This is a genomic window from Paraburkholderia gardini (assembly GCF_907164545.1).
Taxonomy (GTDB): domain Bacteria; phylum Pseudomonadota; class Gammaproteobacteria; order Burkholderiales; family Burkholderiaceae; genus Paraburkholderia; species Paraburkholderia gardini.
The window spans coordinates 18,654-44,271 of record NZ_CAJQZB010000042.1; the positions used below are offsets into that span (position 1 = coordinate 18,654).

Genomic DNA, 25,618 nt, shown 5'->3' on the forward strand with positions numbered 1-25,618 from the left:
ACAGTCCTTTTACGGGTATACAGAACGCCGGATTATAGGGCCATCGTGAAAAACCTGCCTTGACGTGCCCGGTCCCCGCTAAGGGTATCCCCGGATTATTGCAGAAAGGCGTGTTGCAGCGCAGAAACGGCCGCAGCCGGGTCGGCGGCGTCCGTGACGGCGCGCACGACGGCGGCGCTGCCGACGCCCGTCGCCAGCACGTCCGGCAGCACCTGTGCGTCGATGCCGCCAATCGCCACCAGCGGCACGACGCCGTCCAGCAGCTTCACGTAGCGCGCGAGCCGCGCAAGGCCTTGTGGCGCGGTCGGCAGGGTTTTGGTCGTGGTCGCGAACACCGCGCCGAACGCAAGATAGCTCGGGCGGAAATGCAGCGCGACCAGCATCTCGTAATAGCCGTGCGTCGACAGACCGACGCGGATGCCGGCGGCATTCAGCTTGTGCAGGTCGGCGGTGTGGAGATCCTCCTGACCGAGGTGAACGCCGTACGCGCCCGCGTCGATCGCGGCCTGCCAGTGATCGTTGACGAACATCTGCGCGTCGTGTTTGCGTCCCGCCGCGACGCTGCGGGCGATTTCGTCCGCGAGGCCGGCGTCGGCGGCCTTGTGACGCAACTGGACCGTCTTCACGCCGAAATCGAGCACGCGCTCGACCCATTCGGCGTCCGGCAGCACCGCATACAGGCCGAGCCGGTCGGGACAGCGCGGGAATGGTTGCGCCGGTGCCCGCGGCAGGCCCGGCACGCGAGGGAAACGCGACAGATCGACCGGCCACGCATCGGCGCTCGCTGTTTCGTCGCCGTCGCGCCATGCCATTGCAAGCACCAGCGCGTTGTGCGGCTCGAAACCGCAATCAAGGAATGCAGCGAGCGCGGCGATCCAGTCGTCAGAAAGATGGCCTTCGAGCGGATAGCGCTCGCCGCCCAGGTGCAGCGTGGCCGCGCTGTCGGACGCCTCGATCACGCCTGCGCCCCGCACCAGCCATTTCGCGACGTGCTCGCCGTGATGCTGGAGATCGGCGACGATGATCAGGTCGCCGCCGTTCGGCGCGTCCGGCGCTGTCAGGCAGAGGCGCCACGGCGCGTGTGTCGGTGGCCAGTCGCCGAGACGGGCACGGATACGTTCGGCCGCTTCGGTGAGTTCATCGGCCGGCGGCCAGAAAAGATCCCGGCCCGAGAGCGGCAGCGTCCGCGTCATGCGGCGCTCCCGTCCTGATGCCAGAACGGCATGCCGACGACCGGCGTGCTCGCGTGCGCCGTTTCGCGCTCAGCCATCGGACCCGCGACGTACGCGCCGCGCCCCGCTTCGACGCCAAGCGCGAACGCGCGCGCCATCGCTTCGGGATGCGTCGCCTGAGACACCGCCGTGTTGAGCAGCACGCCGTCGAAGCCCCACTCCATCACCTGGCACGCATGCGACGGCACGCCGAGCCCCGCGTCGACGATCAGCGGCACATCGGGCAGCCGTTCGCGCAGCACGCGCAGACCGTACGGATTCACGACGCCCTTGCCGGTGCCGATCGGCGCGCCCCACGGCATCAACGCCTCGCAGCCGGCGTCGAGCAGACGGCGGCCGATCACGAGATCCTCCGTGCAGTACGGCAGCACCTTGAAGCCATCCTTCACGAGCTGCGCGGCCGCTTCGATCAGACCGACCGGATCCGGCTGCAGCGTGTAGTCGTCGCCGATCAGTTCGAGCTTGATCCAGTCGGTCTCGAAGATTTCGCGCGCCATGTGCGCGGTCGCGATCGCCTCGCCGACCGTCTGGCAGCCGGCCGTGTTGGGCAAAAGCGGCACGCCGTGGCGCTTCAGCAGGTCGAAGAAGCCAGCTTCCGCACTGCCTTCATTCATTTGCCGGCGCAGCGCGACAGTGACCATGCCGGGCCGCGCAGCGTCAATCGAGTCCGACAGCGACTGCAGCGACGGATAGCGCGACGTGCCGAGCAGCACGCGGCTTGCGAAGGTCTGACCGTAGAGCGTGAGCGCGTCGACGGGTGCGGGAGCGAGAGAAAGCGAAGTCATGATGAAATCCTTGCGTCTGACGGATTGCGCGTGCGTTTGGCGCGTTTCGGGCGGCAGCACTGGCCAGCCGCCGGGCGACCCACTCAGCCGCCCGCGACCGGTTGCACGACGTCGAGCCGGTCGCCCGGCTGCAATGCGCGGGCCGCGTGCTGCGTACGCGCGACGAAATCGCCGTTCAGCGCCACCGCGAAGGGCGGCCGCGCGCCAAAGGCGGACAGCGCGTCAGCAACAGTTGCGCCTTCGGGCAACGAGAGCGGCTTCTGGTTGATGTGTATATCCATGATGTTCAGCGTCAGTCAGTGGCAGCGCGGCGTCGTTCACGCCAGCGCCTGCCGGGTATCCAGATGGAAAAGCTCGGTCCAGCGCGCGTCGCGCCGCCAGTCCTCGAAGGCATCGGTATCGGCGACGCGTCCGTCGAGCAGCGCGCCGGCGAAGCGCACGGCTTCTTCCGCGACTTCGGGCGCGATCATATAGCCGTGCCGGTACAGGCCGTTCACGCGCAGCATGCTGGCGCCGTCCCAGAGAAGCGCCGGACGGTGATCCGGCAAGGTCGGCCGGCATTGCGAATTCAGCTCCAGAATGCGCGCCTCGCCGAAGCCCGGATGCACCGAAAATGCGGCGCTCAGCAACTCCAGCGCCGAGCGCACGGTCACGGGCGACATGTCCTCGCCTTCGATCTCCGTCGCGCCGATCACATACAGATCGTTCTCTTTTGGTGCGATATAAAGCGGGTAACGCGGATGCAGCAGCCGCACCGGACGCGTCAGCGCGATGCCCGGCGCGTGGATCCGCGCCACTTCGCCGCGAATGCCGCGCAGCGTCGACCATGCGGGCTTCGCGCCGAGCCCGCGGCAATCGATCGTCACGCGCGCGGCCGGCAAGGCATGATCGTCGACCGATGTATTCCAGTGCGTCTCGACGCCCCGTTCGGCGAGCCCGGCAGCGAGCGCCGACAGCACCTGGCGATTATCGAGTTGCCCTTCATGCGGCAGCAGCCAGCCCTGCGTGAAACGGCCAGCCAGCGCAGGTTCGGCCTCGCCGATCTGTGCGCCCGACAGCTTCACGAATCCGCCGTCGACGAGCTCCGCAGGCGCGTTCGCCCGCACGCGGCGCTCGAACAGCGGCGCCTCGTTACGATCCGAGTGATGCCAGACCACGAGCGTGCCGTTACGCTGGAAAAACACTGGCTCGGGCAATTCGGCCAGCAGGCGCGGCCACGCCGCCAGCGATGCCTCGCCGAGCCGGGTAATCAGCAATTCAGCACTGGCGGCTTCGGCGAGCGGCGCGAGCATCGCTGCCGCCACCCATGCGGCAGCACGCGTGCCTGCCGCATCGCCGCGTTCGTACAGCGCCACGCGATGCCCGGCGCCGGCCAGCCGCCACGCGACGAGGCGCCCGCACAGGCCGCCGCCGATGACGGCGAAATCGGGTTGTTGCGCGCGCGCGTTCATTGCCACACTCCCGGCGCGCACGAAGCGATGCCTTCAGGTGTGACGCGAATGAAGCTAAAAACTGAAGAATGAGCGGTCATCGAATCCTTTTCCGTACGGCAAAAAGCGCACGTACCCAAGGACGAAACCGGCGGGCGAGCCGGCCGGGCGTAAAGCCCATCCAGTGACGGATGGCGCCCGGCGGGGAATGGAAGAAATGGCAACTTCCGGAAACTTCCCGCGCCGGTATTACCCGGATCGGGTGCGAAGGGTGTCTCTCAGCCTCGCCACAACTCCATGGAAACCCATGCAGCCCGCACGCGAAGCACCCCTGTTTCGTCAAAAGTCATTAGACCATAAAAGGCGCGGCAGCCGCAAACCGGCCGGGCGGCCCGCAATCGCGGCAAATCCATACGGCCACGGGCACCGGTCTGGCACAATGGCGCGTCAACGGGGATGCGTGGTGCGTCACTACACGCCCTGCCCGCAGGGCTTACGTCAGGCAGCAGCGCCCCCGATCATTTAAGTTCAGGTTAAGCCAGGGTCAGGACAATCCGGCCCGGGAGCGAACGTGCGCGCTTCTCGTCACTGGACGTGCCCGCGCGTTGCGCCATTCCGTTTTAAAGGACGCTTATGACTGAAAAACCGACAGGCTCCGCGGATACCGATATCACCGCATGGGGTCTCATCAAGCCATACTGGGTGTCCGAGGATCGATGGCGCGCGCGCGGCCTTCTCGCGCTCGTGATCGCGATGAACATGACGATGGTCGCGGCCAACGTCTGGTTCAACAGCTGGCAGCGCACCTTCTTCGATGCGATCCAGCAATACGACTTCCCCGTCTTCAAACATTCGCTGCTGCAGTTCACCGTCATCGCGATGGCGCTGATCCTGCTCGGCTCGTACCGCACGTACTTCAGGCAGATGCTCGAGTTCCGCTGGCGACAGTGGCTCACCACGAAGTACCTGAACGACTGGCTCGGCGACCGCGCGTTTTACCGCATCGAGCGCGACCGTCTCGCGGACAACCCCGACCAGCGGGTATCCGTCGACCTGCAGGCGCTCGCGAGCGCAACGCTGAATCTCGCGCTCGGCCTGCTCTCCACCACGGTCACGCTGTTCTCGTTCATCGTGATCCTGTGGAACCTGTCGGGCGCGCTGGCGTTTCATCTGTTCGGCATCGGGTTCAACATTCCGGGCTATATGGTGTGGGCGGCGCTGGTCTATGCGGCGGTCGGCTCGTACGTGACGCACAAGGTCAACCATCCGCTGGTGTCGATCAACTACCAGCAGCAGCGCGTCGAAGCAGACTTCCGTTTCTCGCTGATCCGCATCCGCGAAAACGCCGACCAGATCGCGCTGTATCAGGGCGAGCCCGCGGAAGAGCGGGCGTTGAATGGCGTGTTCGGACACATCCGCGACAACTGGCGCCTCATCATGCGTTTCACGCGGCGCTTCAATATCGTCGTGATCAGTTACTCGCAACTGGCGATCGTGTTTCCGTATATCGCCGCTGCGCCCAAGTACTTCTCGAAGAGCATATCGCTTGGCGTCTACCAGCAGGTGACGGGCGCGTTCGGCACCGTCAGCGATTCGTTTTCGTGGTTCATCAACAATTACGATTCGCTCGCCGAATGGCGCGCTACCGTGAACCGTCTGCGGGAATTCCATCGCGTGATGGGCGACCAGCATCTGCGCGAATCGGTATCGGGCGGCACGTATCACGGCGGCATCAACGTTCACATGACGGACACGCAGACGCTCACCGTCGACGATCTGCAACTGCAGCATCCCGATGGCACGCCGCTGTCGAACATCGGCTCGTTCCGCATCGCGCCGAAGTCGCGCTGGCTCGTGCGCGGTCCTTCGGGTTCGGGCAAGAGCACGTTGATGCGCTCGCTCGCCGGCCTCTGGCCGTTCGGAGAAGGCACGATCGAAGCGCCCGCCGGCGCGAAGCTGATGTTCGTGCCGCAACGCAGCTATCTGCCGATCGGCACACTGAAGGCAGCGCTCACCTATCCGTCCGACGAGTCCGTTTTCACCGACGAAGCCTGTCGCGAAGCGCTCACGGTCTGCAACCTGCCGGAACTCGCCGGGCGTCTCGCCGAACATGGGCACTGGGAACGCACGCTGTCGCCGGGTGAGCAGCAGCGTCTCGCGGCCGCGCGCGTGCTGCTGCAGAAACCCGATTACCTGTTCCTCGACGAAGCCACGAGCGCGCTCGACCCCGACAACGAAACGTTGATCTACACCGTGCTCAACGAGCGTCTGCCTGAGACGGCGATTGTCAGCGTCGCGCACCGCAAGTCCCTCGAGGCGTTCCACAGCCAGACGATCCTCGTCGAGCGCGCGATGGAGCGGGCTGCGGCGTAAGAACCGCATCGTTCGATCGCGTCGTGCCGATCACCGGCACCGGTTCGGGTATCGGCACGACGCTCGCCACGGCGTGGCGGTTGCCCTAAGCCAGCGGCACGCTCGCGAGCGCGCTATACCGCGCGCCGTGTCGCGCGAGCGTGCTGGAGTACAGCACCAGCGACTCGAAACAGGCGATGACCGCTGGCGCCTCGGTGTGTACGTCGTCGATCGCCGCAGCCTCGCGACCGAAACGGGCCAGCGTGAGGTGCGGCCGGAATGCGCGGGCGTCGACGGGTAAGCCCAGCTCCAGCATCAACGACCGGATGCGCCAGTCCAGCGCGACGAATTCATCCGACATCGCGAGCGTCGCCACGGTCAACCGCGGCCGGTTCGCGTTCGGCCAATGCTCCACACGCTCGATCGCAGCCGGCGCGAGCGGTACGGCTCGGGCCGTCAACGCACGGGCAAGCGCCTCGCCGTGCGCAGCCGACAGCGCGCCGATGAACGTCACCGTCAGATGCAACTGCTCGTACGGCACGCGCCGTGCCGTCGACGCGACCGGCACGGCCGCGAGCGCTTCGCGCGTCGCGGCGCTGGGCGCAAGTGCGATGAAGCAGCGTTGCCAGCCGTCGGTCATGGCGTGATCCGGTGTCAGGTATCGGGTGTCGTTGCAGCCAGGCGGGTCAGGTGCATTTTCCACTTTATCCCGCGCCGCCGCCGAACCTCCGGACGTAAAAAAACCGGGTCGCCCTTTCGGGCGCCCGGCTTTCCGTTACCGCTTTGTCGTCTCCACCTCTTCCTGCATAAACGCTGCGTCGACGCGATACCGCAGCATACCAGCCGCGCCGAAGTGGAAAAACTTAACGCGGCAGTTCCGAATGGCCCATCAGGAACGCGTCGACCGAACGCGCGCACTGACGGCCTTCACGGATCGCCCAGACGACGAGCGACTGGCCACGACGCATATCGCCCGCCGTGAACACCTTGTCCACCGACGTGTAATAGGCCTTGTCGCCTTCGGTCGAGGCACGCACGTTGCCGCGCGCATCCTTGTCGACGCCGAACGCCTCGAGCACCGGCGAAACCGGCTGCGTGAAGCCCATCGCGAGCAGCACGAGGTCGGCCTTCATTTCGAACTCGGAACCCGGCACTTCCTGCATCTTGCCGTCCCTCCATTCGACGCGCGCCGCGACGAGCTTCTCGATCTTGCCGTTCTTGCCTTCGAGACGCTTGGTGGCGACTGCCCAGTCGCGCTCGCAGCCTTCGTCATGCGACGACGACGTGCGCAGCTTGACCGGCCAGTACGGCCACACGAGCGGCTTGTTCTCTTCTTCCGGCGGCTGCGGCAGCAGTTCGAACTGCGTGACGCTCTTCGCGCCATGCCGGTTCGACGTACCGACGCAGTCCGAACCCGTATCGCCACCACCGATCACGATCACATGCTTGCCCTTCGCGAGCAGCTGGTTGGGAACCTTGTCGCCGGCGTTGACCTTGTTCTGCTGCGGCAGGAATTCCATCGCGTAATGAATGCCTTCGAGCTCGCGGCCCGGCACCGGCAAGTCGCGCGGCGTTTCCGAGCCGCCAGCGATCACGACCGCGTCGAACTGTTCTTTCAGCTCGTCCGGCGTAATGGTTTCTTTTGCCGTGTTGCCGATCCAGGCCGGCAGCGAGTCTTTCTTGCCGACGAACACGTTCGCGCGGAACGTCACGCCTTCGGCTTCCATCTGGCGCATGCGGCGGTCGATCAGCCACTTTTCCAGCTTGAAGTCAGGAATGCCGTAACGCAGCAGACCGCCGACGCGATCGTTCTTTTCGAACACGGTGACATCGTGCCCCGCACGCGCGAGCTGTTGCGCAACCGCCAGACCCGCGGGGCCGGAACCGACCACCGCGACCTTCTTGCCAGTCTTGTGCCTCGGCGGCTGCGGTGCGACCCAGCCTTCCGTCCAGGCCTTGTCGATGATCGCGTGTTCGATCGATTTGATGCCGACCGGATCGTCGTTGATACCGAGCGTGCACGCCGCCTCGCACGGCGCCGGGCAGATGCGGCCCGTGAACTCCGGGAAGTTGTTCGTCGAGTGCAGCACTTCGATCGCGTTCTTCCAGTCCTGATGGAACACCAGGTCGTTGAAGTCCGGGATGATGTTGTTCACCGGGCAGCCGTTGTTGCAAAACGGAATGCCGCAGTCCATGCAACGTGCGCCCTGGATTTTGGCTTCATCGTCGGTCAAAGCCGCGACGAATTCCTTGTAGTGCTTCACACGCGTGAGCGGAGCTTCGTACGCCTCATGGCGGCGTTCGAACTCGAGAAAACCGGTTGCCTTGCCCATATGGTTCTCTTCTCTATCTTTATCAGGTGGGGTGATCCGCGTCCGCCACATCGAAGCGGCGGACGCCTGTTGCTGCTTTCGCAGTGCTGCTGGCCGTAACGCGGAAAGCTTTACGCGGCGAGTACTTCCTTCGCTGCCTTCTTCGCGCCCATTTCGCCCAGCGCGCGCTTGTATTCCGTCGGGAATACCTTCACGAACTGGCGTCGCGCGGCGTCCCAGTTTTCGAGCAGCGCCTTTGCACGCGGCGAGCCCGTGAACTGGAAGTGACGCTCGATGAGGCCCTTCAGCAATGCTTCGTCGGTCTGGTTCGCGTGCCACAGCGCACGGTCGACTGTGCGTTCCTGTTCGGCTGTTTGCAGCACCGGTTCGAGCGCGACCATCGACTTGTTGCACTTGCCGGCGAACAGGTTGTCCGGATCGAACACATACGCGATACCGCCCGACATGCCGGCCGCGAAGTTACGGCCCGTTTCGCCGAGCACGACCACCGTGCCGCCCGTCATGTATTCGCAGCCGTGGTCGCCCGTGCCTTCGACAACCGCCGTCGCACCCGAATTACGCACGCAGAAGCGCTCGCCCGCGACGCCCCGGAAGAACGATTCGCCTTCGATCGCGCCGTACATCACCGTGTTGCCGCAGATGATGTTTTCCTCGGACTTGCCGCGGAAATCGTTCGTCGGACGGATGATGATGCGGCCACCCGACAGACCCTTGCCGACGTAGTCGTTGCCATCGCCAACGAGGTCCAGCGTGACACCCTTCGCGAGGAACGCGCCGAAGCTCTGGCCGGCCGTGCCCTTCAGCTGGATGTGAATCGTGTCGTCGGGCAGACCGTCGTGGCCGTACTTCTTCGCGATCATGCCGGAGAGCATCGCGCCGACCGTACGGTTCACGTTGCGCACCGGCTGGATGAACGAGACGTGCTCGCCCGTCTCGATCGCGGCCTTCGCCTTCTCGATCAGCGTGTGGTCGAGCGCGCGCTCAAGACCGTGGTCCTGAACGTCGACGTGCTTGCGCGCCACTTGCGCGGGGACCTGCGGCTGATAGAACACCCGCGAGAAATCGAGACCCTTCGCCTTCCAGTGCTCGACGCCCTTCTTCATGTCGAGCAGTTCGGCGTGACCGATCAGGTCGTCGAACTTGCGGATGCCCAGTTGCGCCATGATTTCGCGCGCTTCTTCAGCAACGAAGAAGAAGAAGTTGACGACGTGTTCCGGCTGGCCCTTGAACTTCGCGCGCAGCACCGGATCCTGCGTCGCAACGCCGACCGGGCACGTGTTCAGATGACACTTGCGCATCATGATGCAACCTTCGACGACGAGTGGCGCCGTCGCGAAGCCGAATTCGTCCGCGCCGAGCAGCGCGCCGATCACGACGTCGCGGCCGGTCTTCATCTGGCCGTCGGCCTGCACGCGGATACGGCCGCGCAACTGGTTCAGCACCAGCGTTTGCTGCGTTTCGGCGAGACCGAGTTCCCACGGCGTGCCAGCGTGCTTGATCGACGACAGCGGTGAAGCGCCCGTGCCGCCATCATGGCCCGCGATCACGACGTGATCGGCCTTCGCCTTGGCAACACCCGCCGCGACCGTACCGACGCCGGATTCCGACACCAGCTTCACCGAGATGCTTGCGGCGGAATTGGCGTTCTTCAGATCGTGGATCAGTTGCGCCAGATCTTCGATCGAGTAGATGTCGTGGTGCGGCGGCGGCGAGATCAAGCCCACGCCCGGCACCGAGTAACGCAGCTTGCCGATGTACTCGGACACCTTGTGACCCGGCAGCTGGCCGCCTTCGCCCGGCTTCGCGCCCTGCGCCATCTTGATCTGGATCTGGTCGGCCGAGGCGAGGTATTCCGCCGTCACGCCGAAGCGGCCGGACGCCACCTGCTTGATCTTCGAGCGCAGCGAATCACCATCCTTCAACGGGATGTCGACGATCACTTCATCGCCGATCACGGACCTCATCGTGTCGCCGTTCCTGATCGGAATGCCGCGCAGTTCGTTGCGGTAACGGTTCACGTCCTCGCCGCCTTCGCCCGTGTTCGACTTGCCGCCGATGCGGTTCATCGCAACCGCCAGCGTGGCGTGCGCTTCCGTCGAGATCGAGCCGAGCGACATCGCACCCGTCGCGAAGCGCTTGACGATGTCTTTCGCGGATTCGACTTCGTCGAGCGGAATCGCTTTGGTCGGATCGAACTTGAATTCGAACAGGCCGCGGAACGTCATGTGACGCTTCGTCTGATCGTTGATCAGATGCGCGTATTCCTTGTACGTCTGGTACGAGTTGCTGCGCGCCGAGTGTTGCAGCTTGGCGATCGCATCCGGCGTCCACATGTGCTCTTCGCCGCGCACGCGATACGCGTATTCGCCGCCGGCGTCGAGCATCGTCGACAGCACCGGGTTGTCGCCGAACGCCTCGCGATGCAGGCGGATCGCTTCTTCAGCGACGTCAAAGAGGCCGATACCGCCGACCTTCGACGACGTGCCCTTGAAGTACTTCGCGACCAGATCCTCAGCCAGACCGACGGCTTCAAAAATCTGCGCGCCGGTGTAGGACATGTACGTCGAAATGCCCATCTTCGACATGACCTTCTGCAGGCCCTTGCCGACTGCCTTCGTGAAGTTGTAGATCGCCTTGTCCGCCGACAGGTCGCCCTTCATGCCGGCCGCGAGCTGCGCGAGCGTTTCCATCGCGAGGTACGGGTGCACGGCTTCCGCGCCGTAGCCCGCGAGCAGCGCGAAGTGATGCGTTTCACGCGCCGAACCCGTTTCGACGACCAGACCCGTGCTCGTGCGCAAACCTTGCTGCACAAGGTGCGTGTGGATCGCCGACGTAGCCAGCAGCGCCGGAATCGCGACGTTGTCGCGGTCGGTGCGGCGGTCGGACACGATCAGCATGTTGTAGCCGGACTTCACGGCGTCGACGGCTTCCGCGCACAGCGACGCGAGACGCGCCTCGATACCTTCCTTGCCCCAGGCCACCGGATAGCAGATGTTCAGTTCATACGAGCTGAACTTGCCGCCCGTGTACTGATCGATCGTGCGGATCTTCGCGATGTCGCGGAAGTCGAGCACCGGCTGCGACACTTCGAGACGCATCGGCGGGTTGATGTTGTTCGTGTCGAGCAGGTTCGGCTTCGGGCCGACGAACGACACCAGCGACATCACCATGTTTTCGCGGATCGGATCGATCGGCGGGTTCGTGACCTGCGCGAACAGCTGCTTGAAGTAGTGATAGAGCGTCTTGTTCTTGCTGGACATGACCGCCAGCGGCGAGTCGTTGCCCATCGAGCCGATCGCTTCCTCGCCCGCCTGCGCCATCGGCGCCATCAGGAACTTGAGGTCTTCCTGCGTGTAGCCGAACGCCTGCTGGCGATCGAGCAGCGCAGCCGCTTCGCGGCGTTCCGTGACGACGTCTTCCGCCTTCGGCTCGATCTCGTCGAGCTTGATGCGCACGGCGTCGATCCAGCTCTTGTACGGCTTCGCGTTCGCGAGGTTGTCCTTCAGTTCCTTGTCGTCGATGATGCGGCCGTGTTCCATGTCGATCAGGAACATCTTGCCCGGCTGCAGACGCCACTTCTTGACGATCTTCGACTCGGGAACAGGCAGCACGCCCGATTCCGACGCCATGATGACGAGGTCGTCGTCGGTGATCAGATAGCGCGCCGGACGCAGACCGTTACGGTCGAGCGTCGCGCCGATCTGACGGCCGTCGGTGAACGCGATGGCGGCGGGGCCGTCCCACGGCTCCATCATCGCGGCGTGATATTCGTAGAACGCGCGGCGATTGTCGTCCATCAGCGTGTGCTGTTCCCACGCTTCCGGAATCATCATCATCATCGCGTGGACGAGCGGGTAGCCGGCCATCACGAGCAGTTCGAGACAGTTGTCGAACGAGGCCGTATCCGATTGACCCGGGTAGATCAGCGGCCACAGCTTCGGCAGGTCGTCGCCGAGCACGTGCGACGCGATCGCGCCGGTACGGGCGTTCAGCCAGTTGACATTGCCCTTCACCGTGTTGATTTCGCCGTTGTGGGCGATCATCCGGTACGGGTGAGCCAGCTCCCATGCCGGGAACGTGTTCGTCGAGAAGCGCTGGTGCACGAGCGCGAGCGCCGACACCGTGCGGTCATCCTGCAGGTCGCGGTAGTACACGCCGACCTGCCCCGCCAGCAGCAGCCCCTTGTAGACGACCGTGCGCGCCGACATCGACGGCACGAAGTATTCCTTGCCGTGCTTGAGCTTGAGCGCCTGGATGCGGTGGCTCGCGGTCTTGCGGATCACGTACAGCTTCCGTTCGAGCGCGTCGGTGACCATGATGTCCTTGCCGCGGCCGATGAAGATCTGGCGGATCAGCGGCTCGCTCGCCTTCACCGTGGGCGAAATCGGCATCGTGTGGTCGATCGGCACGTCGCGCCAGCCCAGCACGACCTGGCCTTCCGCTTTCACCGTACGTTCGAGTTCCTGCTCGCACGCGAGACGCGATGCATGTTCCTTCGGCAGGAAAATCATGCCGACGCCGTACTCGCCTTCCGGCGGCAGCGTCACGCCCTGCTTCGCCATTTCCTCGCGGTAGAAGCCGTCCGGCACCTGAATCAGGATGCCCGCGCCGTCGCCCATCAGCGGATCGGCGCCGACGGCGCCCCGGTGATCGAGGTTCTCGAGGATTTTCAGGCCCTGCTGGATGATCTCGTGGCTTTTCTTGCCCTTGATGTGGGCGACGAAGCCGACGCCACAGGCGTCATGTTCGTTTTGCGGGTCGTAGAGCCCTTGCTCGGCGGGAACCGAAGACATCGGTTGCAGGTGGTCGTTCATGGGGACACCGTCTGTAGGGGGCCGATCGGCCGTTGAACCATTTTTCTGTTGCCTGCGGCCAGCACTGCAACCGCGGGCAGGTCGAGTTTCCAGAATGCTGCACGCTCGGGAATCGCCGGAAATCGAAATATACGCGACGAATCAAATGAATAGCAAATAAAACACGATGGTACGACCCCGATTATCAGATTGGTGCATCGCGGTGAATTTTTATTAGTGCCGTATCAAATCGATGCAAAAGAAAACGGCATGCGAAGATGCCGTCGGTTTTGCAGCGCGTTGATCCGAAAAGGCTTATTGCGTCTGCGGCGTTTCACGGACCTTGCGCGGGCGGCCTCGCGGCAACGGCGACACGCGCCGGTTCGCGGCACGCGCCGCCCACTCGCGATAGGTCTCGCTACCGAGCACCCAGCCTTTCAGGGTGGCTTGCTGAAGCTGGTTTGTCTCGCGTTCGTCGAGCGGTTGTTCACAGAGTTCGCGATAGGCACGTTGCCGTTCGAACGGCGTGTTGCCGAGCGACCAGTACAACGGATGATCGGTGATGAGGCTGTCGAGCGTCAGGCCGATGTGATGCCGGTAACTCGACCAGCGATAGTCCTCCGGTGTGCTCACGAGCTGCATGCGCACCGGGCACATCTCCACGACGCGGCTCGCGAGCAGAAAGTACCGCTCGCCTTCGATCACGGTCGCGCGATAGCGCCCTTCCCACAGCGTGCCGCGTCGCGCATAGCGACGATTGAAGTGCGCCACATAGCGACGCCCGACGGCCTGCATCGCCTTGGGCAGACTCGACTCTTCGGAGGGCGTGACAAGCAGTTGCACCGCGCCCGGCATCAGCACGTACGCGTGTATCGCCAGACGATGATCACGCGATGCTGCCTTGAGGCAATCGATGAAGAGCTCGTAGTCCTGGTCGTCGACAAATGCGGGCTGCTGGTCGAGTCCGCGCAGGATCACGTGCTGCGGCTGGTCGGGGACATAAAGACGTGCTAGCCGTGCCATGCTGGATTATCCAATAGACGCGTTAGTGATTACCCGAGGGGTCCGTAAAGCCATGCGGGCGCGAGGTCCGGTGCCGCCTGGCTTCGCCAGAAACCGCGCGGAGCTTAGGGAGAAGCCTCTAACTGGCGCGTGTGTTTGTTTGAAACGTTCTGGTCATAATGAGCGGGCTTTTTCAGGAGGAGCACAGATGAAATTAAAACAAGCCATTACAGGGATGGCTGCGCTGGCTTGCATCACGACAGCACATGCCCAGTCGGCCGGCACTTTTTACGTTACAACGGGCTGGTTTCACCTCGCCCCTCAAGACAGCAGTCATCCGCTTAAGGAAACAAGCGTCGGCGGCTCGCCCGTCAACATCGAAATTCCGAACACAGGCGCCAGTCTGAGCGACGCCGACACGGCAGGCTTCACCGCTGGTTACTTCGTCACCGACCACATCGCGACCGAACTCGTGATGGGCATTCCGCCCAAGTTCGACCTCAACGGTACCGGTCAGTTTGCATCGTTCGGCAAGCTCGGTGAAGCAAGACAGTGGAGCCCGACATTGCTTTTCAAGTACTACTTCCGCGCGCCTGAATCGAGGTTTCGTCCGTACCTCGGGCTCGGCGTGACCCGTACGTGGTTCACCGACGAGCAGATCACGAACAGCCAGTTCGAACAAGGCGTGCTGCATGGTCCGACATCGGTAACCACGGATAGTTCGTGGGCACCCGTGTTCAATCTCGGCTTTACGTTCGCCATCGACCAGCACTGGTTCGCAGGCGTGTCAGTGTCGTACGTGCCGCTGAGTACCACGGCCAAGCTCAATACTCAGGCGAACACGCCGGTCGGCACGCTCACGGTCGCTTCGGAAACGAAGATCAAGTTGAACCCGATCGTCACGTACATCAATGTCGGTTACCGCTTCTAGGCTAAGCGTAGTCGAGATTTGGGGGCTTGAACAAGAAACGCCGTCATGATTTATTCATCACGGCGTTTTGTTTTGTCCGGCGGACGGCCTGAGGGGTGCCCGATCAAGGTTTGTAATTTTGACCACCGCCGTGCAACGTCGCCGTGCTCGCTGGTACGGCAAATCGCTGCAATCGTCTGCGGGAAGGCGTTCCTGGGTTTGGCACCGAAGTTGCATGAGAACGTGTTTCCCGCACGATGACGCGGGATTTTTGCCAATCCATCATCGACGGAGCCACCATGAACGCACTACCGAATACACGCGACGCCATTGGAGATTCGCTGAATTCGACAGGCCGCCGGGCACGCCGCATTGCACGGCACGGTCGTCACGCTGCCGAAGACATTGGCACTGAATTGCGCTCGCTGATGTCGGAGCTTGAGGAAACACTGGCCGACGGCACGTCGGCGGATGCGGCCGCGCTGCGCGCACAGTTGCGCAAACGCCTCGACGCGGCACGCGCGCGGCTCGACGACACGCGCGTAGCCGTACGCGAACGCGCCGAAGTGGCGATGGCCGATGCCGATGACTACGTGCACGACAATCCGTGGAAAACCATCGCCATCGTTGGCGGGATCGCGCTCGTCGCCGGGGCGTTGCTTGGGCGGAACAATATGCGCTAGAGGCCGGTTTCGTGCCCGGCCGGAAGGCTCGCGGCGCTTGCTGGCGCGGGAGATGGCCCTGAGGGGAGGCGGTGCGTTTCGGCGCACTCGCCGTTTTGCCTTGCGTTGACGATTGAGGCGCTTCACGTGCTGATGGCTGCCCGACGTCATGGGGTGACGCTATGAGACGGGCGATACCCCTAGTTGTCGTCAATGACGAACAGTCGCCGGTATTCCTTCAATGCATACCGGTCCGTCATGCCAGCGATGTAGTGCGCGATCAGCCGTGGCTGCTGCGCTTCCTGATTCGACTGATAGCCTGGCGGCAGCAGACGCGGATCATCGGTGAACGCATCGAACAGACCCACGACAACGCGGCGCGCCTTGTTCGCCATCCGCATCACGCGATAGTGGCGATACAGGTTCTTGAAGAGGAAGCGCTTGAGCACCGCCGCCTGTGCGGCGACGTGTTCGCTGTGCGCAACGAGCGGCGGTGCGCCGCGCACGTCGTCGAGCGAACGGGGCGCATGTTCCGCGAGATTACGCGTCGTGGTGTCGATCAGATCGACAATCAGCGTGTTGATGATGCGCCGGACCGTTTCGTGGACGAGCCGTCGCCCTTCGATATCCGGATACTCGTCACGCGCCGCTTCGTGATGCGTTTGCCATAGCTCGACTTCGGCGAGTTGCGCGATCGTCAGGAGACCGGAGCGCAGACCATCGTCGACATCGTGATTGTTGTACGCGATCTCGTCGGCGACATTCGCGATCTGGGCTTCGAGCGACGGCTGACGCCCTTCGAGAAAACGTTCGCCGAGCGCGCCGAGCTTGCGCGCGTTCTCACGCGAACAGTGCTTCAGGATACCTTCGCGCGTTTCAAAGCAGAGGTTGAGTCCGTCGAAGCCGCCATAGTGCTCCTCCAGATCGTCGACAACGGTGAGGCTTTGCAGATTGTGTTCAAAGCCGCCGTGCTCACGCATGCATTCGTTGAGCGCATCCTGGCCCGCATGGCCAAACGGTGTATGCCCGAGGTCGTGCGCGAGCGAGATGGCTTCGACCAGATCCTCATTCACGCGCAGATTGCGCGCGACGGAGCGCGCGATCTGCGCGACTTCGAGACTGTGCGTGAGACGCGTGCGAAACAGGTCGCCTTCGTGGTTCACGAAAACCTGCGTCTTGTACTCGAGACGACGAAACGCCGTGGAATGAACGATGCGGTCCCGGTCGCGCTGAAATTCCGTGCGTGCGCTGGGCGGCCGCTCCGGATAACGGCGCCCGCGCGACTGCGCCGAATGCGCCGCGTAGGGCGCGAGATGCTGCTCGAGTGCGGCAAGCGGAGAAAGCGTCGCCACGCCCGGCGCCTGGCTACCGCGTGGATCGGTCGACATGTCGCTGCGCGTTTCGCTCACCGGTCTCTCCAGTTCATGGGCGACGCCGACGCAAGCACGCGCGGGCTGTGCTCAGACTGCCGCCGCGAGGGTTGCGCGAACGACGTCGTCAGGTGCCTCGCTGATCAGCGTGTCGCCGAAACGCTTCAACAGGATGAATTTGATTGCGCCGGCCTGTGCTTTCTTGTCGACCTTCATCAAGTCGATGTACCGCGAATCACCCAGCGTGGGCGCGCGCGTGGGCAGGTGTGCAGCCACGATGACGTCCACCAGACGCGTGCGCGCCGCCTCGTCGAGATGACCGAGACGCACCGACAGATCCGCCGCCATCACCATGCCGCAACCGACGGCTTCACCGTGCAGCCATTCGCCGTAACCGAGGCCCGCCTCGATCGCGTGTCCGAACGTGTGACCGAAATTGAGGATCGCCCGCAGTCCGCCTTCGCGCTCGTCAGCCGCGACCACCGACGCCTTGATCTCGCACGAACGCTTGACCGCCTCGGTGAGCGCCTGCGGCTCACAACGGTTGAGCGCTTCGATGTTTGCTTCGATCCAGTCGAAGAAAGCGGCATCGGCAATGGCGCCCGTCTTGATGACTTCGGCGACACCGGCCGAGAGTTCGCGCACAGGAAGTGTGCGTAACGCGCCGATGTCCGCGATCACCGCCTGCGGCTGGTAGAACGCGCCGATCATGTTCTTGCCGAGCGGATGGTTGATGCCCGTCTTGCCGCCCACCGACGAATCGACCTGCGACAGCAACGTTGTCGGCACCTGGATGAACGGCACACCGCGCATGTAGCATGCCGCGGCGAAACCAGTCATGTCGCCGATCACGCCGCCGCCGAGCGCGATGAGCGTCGTCTTGCGATCGGCGCGGGCGGTCAGCAACGCATCGAAGATCAGGTTGAGCGTTTCCCAGTTCTTGTGCGCCTCGCCGTCCGGCAAGACGACCGTCGAAACCTGTTTGCCAAGCGGCGCCAGCGCGCGGCGCAGCACGTCGCCGTACAGCGGATCGACGGTGGAATTGGTGACGATCGTAACGGACGCGCCCGCGATATGCGGTGCGAAAAGCGCGGTCTGGCCGATCAGATCGGCACCGATATGGATGGGATAGGCGCGTTCGCCCAGTTCGACGTTGACGGTAATCATGCCTGCCATTATGACGCAGGATGTCTGGCGACGCCGGCCATCTCGAGCTGCATCAGCACCATATTGACGAGCCCGTTGACCGACGGACGCCCGGTTTCGATGACGAAATCGGCGCATTCGCGGTAAAGCGGATCGCGCACCGAATACAGCGCTTCGAGCCGGCCTTTCGGATCTTCGGTTTGCAGCAGCGGGCGATTCTTGTCCCGGCGGGTGCGCAGCCAGAGATCATGTGGATTGGCCCGCAGATAGACGACGAGGCCGCGGCTGCTCAGCACTTCCCGGTTTTCGGGCCGCAGCACCGCGCCGCCGCCCGTCGCCAGCACGATTTTGTCGCGGCCGGTCAGATCGGCGATGGTGTGCGCTTCCCGGTCGCGGAAACCCGCTTCACCTTCGAGTTCGAAGATGGTGGCGATGCGCGCGCCCGTACGCGCCTCGATTTCATGGTCGGAATCGAAGAACGGGCGGTCCAGCCGGCGCGCCACCGCCCGGCCCACGGTGGTTTTACCCGCCCCCATGAGCCCTACAAAAAATACATTGGCGTTTGCGTCCCGCGGTTGCAACGGTGTCCTCTGGCTAATCCGGTATGGTTCGTGCCGCAGCTTAAAGGCAAAGCGACTGCCTTGTCGAGCCTGCAGCCGGACGCTGCGACCGGCCGTCAATTCGTCTGCACAACCCGTGGCGTGATGAAAACGACCAGTTCGCTGCGCTGGTCACGGTGCGCCGTATGGCGAAAAAGCGCGCCCAAAAGCGGTATTTTGCCCAGGAGCGGCACCCGCGTCACATCGTTACGGTCGTCGGAGGCGTAAATGCCGCCGATCGACACCGTCCCGCCGTCTTCCACCTCGACCCGCGTCTGCACATGTTTGGTGTTGATCGCCGGCCCAGCATCGGTTTGCTCTCCGACACTGTCCTTCGCCACGTCGAGGTCCAGGATCACCCGGCCGTCGGGCGTAATCTGCGGTTCGACCTCCAGTTTGAGCGTCGCGCGGCGAAACTGCACGCCGGAGACGCCCTGCCCGACCTTGGCCTGATACGGCAGCTCCGTACCCTGCTCGACGACCGCCTTCATGCGGTCGGCTGTCACGACCCGCGGGCTGGAAACGATCTGGCCGTGCCCCTCGGCCTCCAGCGCGCTCAACTCGATGTTCAGGAGCCGCGTGGCGTGAGCCGCGAATAACGTCAGCCCGGCCGTCGCCGCGTCGAAGCCCGCAATGGGCCGTGCCGACAGATCGTAGACGGCGCCCTCCTTGCCGCCGCTCAATCCGCGCGAAGTGTCGTCGGTATTGGTGGCGCTCATCGACAGCCTCACGCCCAGATTGCGCGAAAACCCCTGCTCGCCTTCGATGATGCGCGCCTCGATCAGCACCTGGCGCGTCGGCCGGTCAAGCGACGCAAGCAGATCGGCAATCTGCGCGAGACGCCCCGCGATGTCGGTGACGAACAGCAGATTGGTCCGCGGATCGGCCATGACGGAACCGCGTTTGGACAGCACGCGCTGCGCGCCCGAGGCACCCAGCAGTTTCCGGATGTCCTCGGCGTGCGCATAGTGCAGCTCGAACATGCGGCTTGCGAGCGGCTCCAGATCGGCGGCCCGCGCATGGGCTTCAAAGCGCTGCTTCTCGCGCGCGGCGAGGTCCGCGATGGGGGCGACCCAGATCACGTTGTCGCGCCGCTCCATCGCAAGGCCGTTGACATCGAGCAACGTATCGAACGCGGCGCGCCAGGGTACCTTGTCGAGCCGCAATGAAACAAAGCCGCGCACCCGCTCGCTTGCGACGATATTGAGCCCCGTGAAGCGCGCGAACGCATCGAGAACCGCGCCAAGCTCCGCATGCTGGAAGTTGAGCGTGATTGGCCGGGCGGCGTCCTGTGTGTCGTCCGTTGCCGCGGGCGTCGGCTGACTCATTCGCTGCGGCGATGCAAGCGGGACTGGCGGCCCCTCCAGCACCGGCTGGGCACTTGCATCACCGCCGGGCAATTTCGATGGCGGGCCTCCGGTAGCCGCTGTTTCAGCAGACGCCTCGCGGCCGTTCGGGATTTCACCTGAAGCGGGACCCGTTGACGAGCCATCTCCCGTATCCATGGACGATGCACGTTCCGCCGCCATGCCGTCGTCGAACGTGTTCGACGCGCCAGCATTGGCGCTACCGGGTAACGGCGGCAATCCGTAGGGAGCCAGTGCGTCGTCCATCGGCATGTATTCGGGCAACGGCGGCAGCGACGCATGCACCAGCGTCGTACCGACGCTCAGGCAAAGACATAGCCAGCACAGCGTGCCGTAAAAACGTAGCGTCCCGGTCATGACGCCATCTCCGCGAACGTCAGCGTGCGTGTGCGGCCGTTTCCGGCGAGCCCGACGCCGGGCGCGTCGATACGCGTCACGTGCTCGACACCCAGATGATCGCCGACCGTCACTGCGGTAACGCCATCGGGTGTCTCAACCAGTGCAAGACCCCGTAGAGAATTGCGCAACAGGCCAACGAGACGCAGCGACGCATCTTCCGCCATCAGCGGTCTGTTCACGGGTGAAAACGGATCGAAGAAAAGGAAATCTTCGTCTGCATCAGCCGTCGACTCTCCAGTCTGCCGCGCAAACACGGGACGCAGTGCGGGAAACGTATCGAGCGTCGCGTTGATCGTCAGCATGTCGCCTTGCCGTTTGATCGTCACGTCGCCCGGCACGACAAGCGTCGGCAGATCTGACAGACCACGCAGAAATCCCAGCCACCCGGCGAAATCAGCGCGCGCCGTGAGGCGCAGAGGTCGCGTTGCCGTGATTCCAGTTCCGGTCAGCGGTTGCGGTTCCAGCGTCAACAATTCCACGCCGTGCTTGCCGGCTAGCTGCGATACCGCATGCAGATCGTCCGCGGACGTCCAGTTCGTTGCATCGCGCAGTGCGGGTGCGTTCGCAGCCGCGCTACGCAACGCAGGCAACCGCGTCGTCGCCTGCCGCGCCTCGCCCAGATTTTGTCGCGCCTGCTCGAGGAGTGAGCGGCTCAACCGCGCGCCGCCCAGATCCGCGCGTTGCCAGGCGTGGGCCCCAGCGAGAAAGACCGCGAGCGCAACCAGAAAAGCGAACGCGGATCGACGACGCCCACTCCACGCTTCAGGTGGAAGGCGGGCGTGGGCGAGCAATGTTGCAACGAGGCCGCTTCCATTCGCATTGGCCAGACGGCCGGCAACCGCACTGTTCATTTTTTACCTCTCATGTTGTCTGCCTGCGCGTTTGCGCTCACCGCGCCTGAGTTCGCCGGTACAGACGCTCTCGTTGAGTCACCCGGAACACCTGCCCAGCGCACACGCGCTGCGAATTCCACCGCTGCGCGTGCAGCCGGTGAGATGAGCGGCCCGTTTCCCGGCAACGTTCGATGCAGCTCTTTCATCTCCACGTTCTCCGAACCCGGCACCGTCGCCAGTCGCCTGAGCCACGCAGCGGGAGCGACGTGATTGACGGCCACCGCGCGAAATTCGGTTTCGTGCGGACGATGTCGCATTTCCTGCACAACGACGCCGTCGCTATCAGGCACATCGTCTTCGCTCAACGCTTCCATCAGATCGAGCAGATGCACAAGCGGTGCCGATGCAATCGCTGCCTGCGCCTCACGCGCTTCGCGTTCCCGCGCATCGCGAAGAAGCGCGCCCTGCTCCGCGAGCGGCGCCGCAAATTGCGCGAGCGCGCGTTCAACCGACGCGCGTTGTGCGTCGAGCCGCGCCCCCTCGAATGCGTGCCAGCCCGCCAGCATCAATGCCGCAACAGCACCTGCGGCGGCCGCACCGGACCACTCAAGCGCGCAGCGTCGTCGCGCAAGACGCCTGTCACGCTCGCGATACGGCAACAGGTTGAATCCGCCCGGCTTCCCGCATCGCGCGACAGGCTTACGCACAGCGAAGATCTGTAGAAATGGCACGCGCATCACTCCATGAGTCCGCGCAACGCGAGACCGAATGCAACGGCAAATGCGGGCTCATGCAGCAGATCGTCACGAAGCGGAAGGGTGTCGTCGCCTGGCGGCACACATTCGAACGGAAGCATCATGCAGCCGAGCACGTCGCCCAGATCAGCGGCCGTAAACCCAATGCTCTGGAGCAGTTCGACCTGGCCGCTCAGGGCCGCACATCTCACGCCTTCGCCTGCAAGATCGCGAAGCGCCTCGACAAGATCGGCATGTTCGGGTGCGGGATAGTGCATTTCCGCGACGACCGATTCGTCAGCGACACGCCAGCCGTACACGCCTTCGTCGCCGACCCAGATCGCCGCGTAAGCATCGGACTCGTCGAGTTCGAGCGAAGCCGCATGACGCATCGCCCGCAATGCGGCGTGCGGTTCGCCATCGATCGCGGTGAGCGTGATGCCCGCGGCCGCCGCGCATTCCATGCGCGCTTCGAGGTGTGTTCTCGTGGTTGCCGCGATGGTCACGCAGCCACTGCGCTGCGGCGAATCGTCGATGAACCAGTCGACCGCGAGCGCATGCCGTTCGATACCCGCGACGCGCTCCGCTTCAGCCATGACGGCCGGCTCAAGCGCGGCGAGCGCGTGATCGCCCACGAAGGAACGATGGGGCGCAGCAAGGTTCGCCATGGGCACCGAGGTTGTCATCGTGGCCGACGCGGGCATGGCCATCGCGCACCGGAACAGATGCGACCTGATATCCCGCGGCAGTTGTGCAAAGAGCGCACGTAGCGCTGTACCCACCGCCGCGCGATTGACGATCTCCGCGCCCGCCAGTGCGCCCGCGAATAACGGCTCGACAGCGATGAACTCGAGCCGCACGGAACTGTCGCTTCCCGCACGCTGGCTCAACGCGACGAGCCTGATTTCCTGCTGACCGATATCGATGCCCGCTGCAAAACGGCGCACCACCGGCATCCACGTATTTCTGAGTGCCATGACGCCTCCTTTCAGAATCGCGTGCCGAACCATTCGGACGCGACGACAGGAAGAATTCTGCTCAGCGGCCACCTCACGCGATACTCGGCCGGATGGCTAACGTGGCCTCGCGCATGCCCCGCGCGCAGGCAAAACGGCTACAGTTAGATCATCCCCTGCGCGGCGCGCTGTCCGGGCGTAAGCACGTCGAAAGCTTACGGTTCGGGCAGCTATAATCGCGGGACTGTTTTTCTGGTATTCATATGCAATCTTCGTCGCCTGCGTCCCCGCCGCCTGTCCCGCCAAAGCGCAAACGTCCGCTTTGGCTCACGATCATCCTCGGCTTCGTGGGGCTCATCATTGCAGGCATCGTGAGCGCCGGGCTCGTGCTGGGCTATGCACTCGTCGTTGCAACACCTAACCTGCCTTCGCTCGACGCACTGACCGATTACCGGCCCAAGGTGCCGTTGCGCATCTACACGGCCGACCATGTGCTGATCGGTGAGTTCGGTGAGGAGCGGCGCGACATCGTGCACATTCAGGATGTGCCGGATAGTCTGAAGAAAGCGGTGCTCGCCATCGAAGACGCGCGCTTCTACGATCACGGCGGCGTCGATCTCGCGGGCATCGCGCGGGCGGGCTTCGTCGCGCTGTCGAACGGCCACGCCACGCAGGGCGCAAGCACGATCACGATGCAGGTCGCGCGCAACTTCTTTCTGTCGAGCGAGAAGACATACACGCGCAAGATTTACGAGATGCTGCTCGCCTACAAGATCGAGTCGAAACTCACGAAAGATCAGATTCTCGAGGTGTACATGAATCAGATCTATCTCGGTCAGCGTGCGTACGGGTTCGCGAGCGCGGCGCGCGTCTATTTCGGCAAGGATCTGAAAGACCTGTCGCTCGCCGAATCGGCGATGCTCGCAGGGCTGCCGAAAGCGCCGTCAGCGTATAACCCGGTCGTCAATCCGAAGCGCGCCAAGGTGCGGCAGGAATACATCCTCACGCGCATGCTGGAATTGCACTACATCACCCAGGAACAGTACGACGCCGCGGCAAGGCAACCGCTCATCGTGAAGGGCGCCGGCAGGGAATTCAGCGTGCACGCGGAATACGTCGCGGAAATGGTGCGGCAGATGATGTACGCGCAGTATCGCGAGGAAGCGTACACGCGTGGCTTCAACGTGGTGACCACAATCGATTCGGCCGATCAGGACCTCGCGTATCACGCCCTTCGCAAAGGGCTGATGGACTATGAGCGGCGCCACGGTTATCGCGGGCCGGAAGCGTTCATCGAACTGCCATCGGACGCCGACGACCGCGAACAGGCCATCGAAGACGCATTGATCGAGCATCCGGACAATGGCGAAATCATCGCGGCGGTCGTCACGTCGGCGAATCCGAAACAGGTGCAGGCCACGCTCATCGACGGCAACTCGATCACGATTCAGGGCGACAACCTGCGCTTCGCTTCGTTTGCGCTCGGCACGCGCGCGCAGCCGAACCAGCGCGTGCGACCCGGCGCCATCATCCGCGTCGTGAGAAACGAAGACGACAGCTGGTCGATCACGCAGTTGCCACAGGTCGAAGGCGCATTCGTGTCGGTCGTTCCGCAGGATGGCGCGATCCGCGCGCTGGTCGGCGGTTTCGACTTCAACAAGAACAAGTTCAATCACGTGACGCAGGCATGGCGTCAGCCGGGGTCGAGCTTCAAGCCGTTCATCTATTCGGCTTCGCTCGAAAAAGGGCTGGGGCCCGCGACGATCATCAACGACGCACCGCTTTTCTTCACCGCCGCCGAAACCGGTGGCCAGGCGTGGGAGCCGAAGAACTACGGCGGCGGCTTCGACGGGCCGATGACCATGCGCACCGCGCTGCAGAAATCGAAGAACCTCGTGTCGATCCGCATCCTGAACCACATCGGCACAAAGTACGCGCAGCAGTACATCACGCGTTTCGGTTTCGACGCGGATCGTCATCCGGCCTATCTGCCGATGGCGCTCGGCGCCGGGCTCGTGACGCCATTGCAGATGGCCGGCGGTTTTTCGGTGTTTGCGAACGGCGGATACCGGATCAATCCGTATCTGATCGCAGAAGTGACCGATCAGCGCGGCGTGGTGGTGGCGCACGCCCAGCCGCTCGTCGCGGGGCAAAGCGCGCCGCATGCCATCGATCCGCGCAACGCTTACGTGATGAACAGCCTGCTCCTGAGCGTCGCGCAGCGCGGCACGGGCGCGAAAACAAACGTCCTGAAGCGCACCGATCTCGCCGGCAAGACGGGGACCACGAACGATTCACGCGACGCATGGTTCGCCGGCTACCAGCACACGCTGACCGCGATCGCATGGATCGGCTACGACAATCCACGCAGTCTCGGCGACAAGGAAACGGGCGGCGGCCTCGCGTTGCCGGTATGGGTCGACTACATGGGCCGCGCGCTAAAGGGCGTGCCCGAGTACAAGATGCCGATGCCGGAAGACGTGGTGTCGATCGGCGACGAACTGTACTTCGACGACTTCACGCCCGGACACGGATTTGTTTCTACGGTGGGCGTGAGTCAGGCGACGCCCGATGAAGCGAGTGGCGCATCGGCCGCCGCGCCCGAGCAGGTGGGTGAACAGGAAAAGCAGGACATCATGAACCTGTTCAAGAGACATTGACGCGGGCGATTGGGTCCGGTCACTCACCGCCGTCAGCGTGTTCTTCTGGATGCCG

At 63.8% G+C, this 25,618-nt stretch carries 19 protein-coding genes and 1 riboswitch; of the genes, 4 read left to right on the top strand and 15 right to left on the bottom strand.

Annotation, left to right across the window (positions count from 1 at the left end; translation table 11 throughout):
- Nucleotides 1-95 precede the first annotated feature (95 nt).
- From thiE to LPA37_RS23590, 4 genes are all read right to left on the bottom strand, one after another.
- Nucleotides 96-1,193 carry a thiamine phosphate synthase gene (thiE, locus tag LPA37_RS23575; RefSeq protein ID WP_229013853.1) on the bottom strand — a complete coding sequence of 366 codons (1,098 nt, stop codon included), beginning with the start codon at nt 1,191-1,193 and terminating at the stop codon, nt 96-98.
- Entirely contained in the window at nt 1,190-2,017 is an 828-nt protein-coding gene (locus tag LPA37_RS23580) for a thiazole synthase (protein ID WP_228980307.1), read from the bottom strand. The genes thiE and LPA37_RS23580 overlap by 4 nt, the downstream gene beginning before the upstream one ends.
- Before the next feature lie 83 nt (nt 2,018-2,100).
- Entirely contained in the window at nt 2,101-2,298 is a 198-nt protein-coding gene (gene thiS, locus LPA37_RS23585; RefSeq protein ID WP_228980305.1) for a sulfur carrier protein ThiS, read from the bottom strand.
- Nucleotides 2,299-2,334: 36 nt separating this feature from the next.
- The gene (locus LPA37_RS23590; protein ID WP_229013854.1) at nt 2,335-3,468 is read right to left on the bottom strand and encodes an FAD-dependent oxidoreductase; all 1,134 of its coding nucleotides are present in this window, start codon (nt 3,466-3,468) and stop codon (nt 2,335-2,337) included.
- A gap of 197 nt (nt 3,469-3,665) precedes the next feature.
- Nucleotides 3,666-3,790, bottom strand: a riboswitch (TPP riboswitch).
- A gap of 290 nt (nt 3,791-4,080) precedes the next feature.
- On the opposite strand from LPA37_RS23590, the gene LPA37_RS23595 reads away from it, so the two are divergent.
- Nucleotides 4,081-5,820: an ABC transporter ATP-binding protein/permease gene (locus LPA37_RS23595; protein WP_228980301.1), complete on the top strand. Its 1,740-nt coding sequence runs from the start codon at nt 4,081-4,083 to the stop codon at nt 5,818-5,820.
- Between the two features lie 85 nt (nt 5,821-5,905).
- Here LPA37_RS23595 and thpR read toward each other — a convergent pair whose 3' ends face one another.
- From thpR to LPA37_RS23615, 4 genes are all read right to left on the bottom strand, one after another.
- On the bottom strand, nt 5,906-6,439 hold the full coding sequence (gene thpR, locus LPA37_RS23600) for an RNA 2',3'-cyclic phosphodiesterase (protein ID WP_229013855.1): 534 nt from the start codon (nt 6,437-6,439) through the stop codon (nt 5,906-5,908).
- A 223-nt stretch (nt 6,440-6,662) separates the two neighbouring features.
- A complete protein-coding gene (locus LPA37_RS23605; protein WP_228980297.1) occupies nt 6,663-8,132 on the bottom strand; it encodes a glutamate synthase subunit beta in 1,470 nt (489 codons plus the stop codon).
- Nucleotides 8,133-8,242: 110 nt separating this feature from the next.
- Entirely contained in the window at nt 8,243-12,946 is a 4,704-nt protein-coding gene (locus LPA37_RS23610) for a glutamate synthase-related protein (protein WP_229013856.1), read from the bottom strand.
- A 294-nt stretch (nt 12,947-13,240) separates the two neighbouring features.
- Nucleotides 13,241-13,948, bottom strand: coding sequence for a transposase (locus LPA37_RS23615; RefSeq protein ID WP_228980284.1), 708 nt, complete (start codon nt 13,946-13,948; stop codon nt 13,241-13,243).
- A 187-nt stretch (nt 13,949-14,135) separates the two neighbouring features.
- On the opposite strand from LPA37_RS23615, the gene LPA37_RS23620 reads away from it, so the two are divergent.
- Both LPA37_RS23620 and LPA37_RS23625 read left to right on the top strand, forming a co-directional pair.
- On the top strand, nt 14,136-14,858 hold the full coding sequence (locus LPA37_RS23620) for an OmpW/AlkL family protein (RefSeq protein WP_228980282.1): 723 nt from the start codon (nt 14,136-14,138) through the stop codon (nt 14,856-14,858).
- Between the two features lie 278 nt (nt 14,859-15,136).
- A complete protein-coding gene (locus LPA37_RS23625; protein WP_228980280.1) occupies nt 15,137-15,520 on the top strand; it encodes a DUF883 family protein in 384 nt (127 codons plus the stop codon).
- A gap of 179 nt (nt 15,521-15,699) precedes the next feature.
- On the opposite strand, the gene LPA37_RS23630 is transcribed toward LPA37_RS23625, so the two are convergent.
- From LPA37_RS23630 to pilM, 7 genes are all read right to left on the bottom strand, one after another.
- Nucleotides 15,700-16,908: a deoxyguanosinetriphosphate triphosphohydrolase gene (locus LPA37_RS23630; RefSeq protein WP_407672608.1), complete on the bottom strand. Its 1,209-nt coding sequence runs from the start codon at nt 16,906-16,908 to the stop codon at nt 15,700-15,702.
- Between the two features lie 51 nt (nt 16,909-16,959).
- A complete protein-coding gene (gene aroB, locus LPA37_RS23635) occupies nt 16,960-18,036 on the bottom strand; it encodes a 3-dehydroquinate synthase (protein WP_229013857.1) in 1,077 nt (358 codons plus the stop codon).
- Between the two features lie 8 nt (nt 18,037-18,044).
- Nucleotides 18,045-18,596 (bottom strand): shikimate kinase, encoded by a 552-nt coding sequence (locus LPA37_RS23640; RefSeq protein ID WP_228882612.1) that lies wholly within the window; start codon nt 18,594-18,596, stop codon nt 18,045-18,047.
- Between the two features lie 95 nt (nt 18,597-18,691).
- Nucleotides 18,692-20,338 carry a type IV pilus secretin PilQ gene (pilQ, locus tag LPA37_RS23645; RefSeq protein ID WP_229013858.1) on the bottom strand — a complete coding sequence of 549 codons (1,647 nt, stop codon included), beginning with the start codon at nt 20,336-20,338 and terminating at the stop codon, nt 18,692-18,694.
- On the bottom strand, nt 20,335-21,231 hold the full coding sequence (locus LPA37_RS23650) for a pilus assembly protein PilP (RefSeq protein ID WP_228980274.1): 897 nt from the start codon (nt 21,229-21,231) through the stop codon (nt 20,335-20,337). The genes pilQ and LPA37_RS23650 overlap by 4 nt, the downstream gene beginning before the upstream one ends.
- On the bottom strand, nt 21,228-21,944 hold the full coding sequence (locus LPA37_RS23655; RefSeq protein ID WP_228980272.1) for a fimbrial assembly protein: 717 nt from the start codon (nt 21,942-21,944) through the stop codon (nt 21,228-21,230). The genes LPA37_RS23650 and LPA37_RS23655 overlap by 4 nt, the downstream gene beginning before the upstream one ends.
- A 5-nt stretch (nt 21,945-21,949) precedes the next feature.
- Complete coding sequence (pilM, locus tag LPA37_RS23660; protein WP_229013859.1) at nt 21,950-22,924, bottom strand: type IV pilus biogenesis protein PilM; 975 nt, start codon at nt 22,922-22,924, stop codon at nt 21,950-21,952.
- Nucleotides 22,925-23,166: 242 nt separating this feature from the next.
- On the opposite strand from pilM, the gene LPA37_RS23665 reads away from it, so the two are divergent.
- On the top strand, nt 23,167-25,563 hold the full coding sequence (locus LPA37_RS23665; RefSeq protein ID WP_229013860.1) for a penicillin-binding protein 1A: 2,397 nt from the start codon (nt 23,167-23,169) through the stop codon (nt 25,561-25,563).
- The last annotated feature ends 55 nt before the right edge of the window (nt 25,564-25,618 follow it).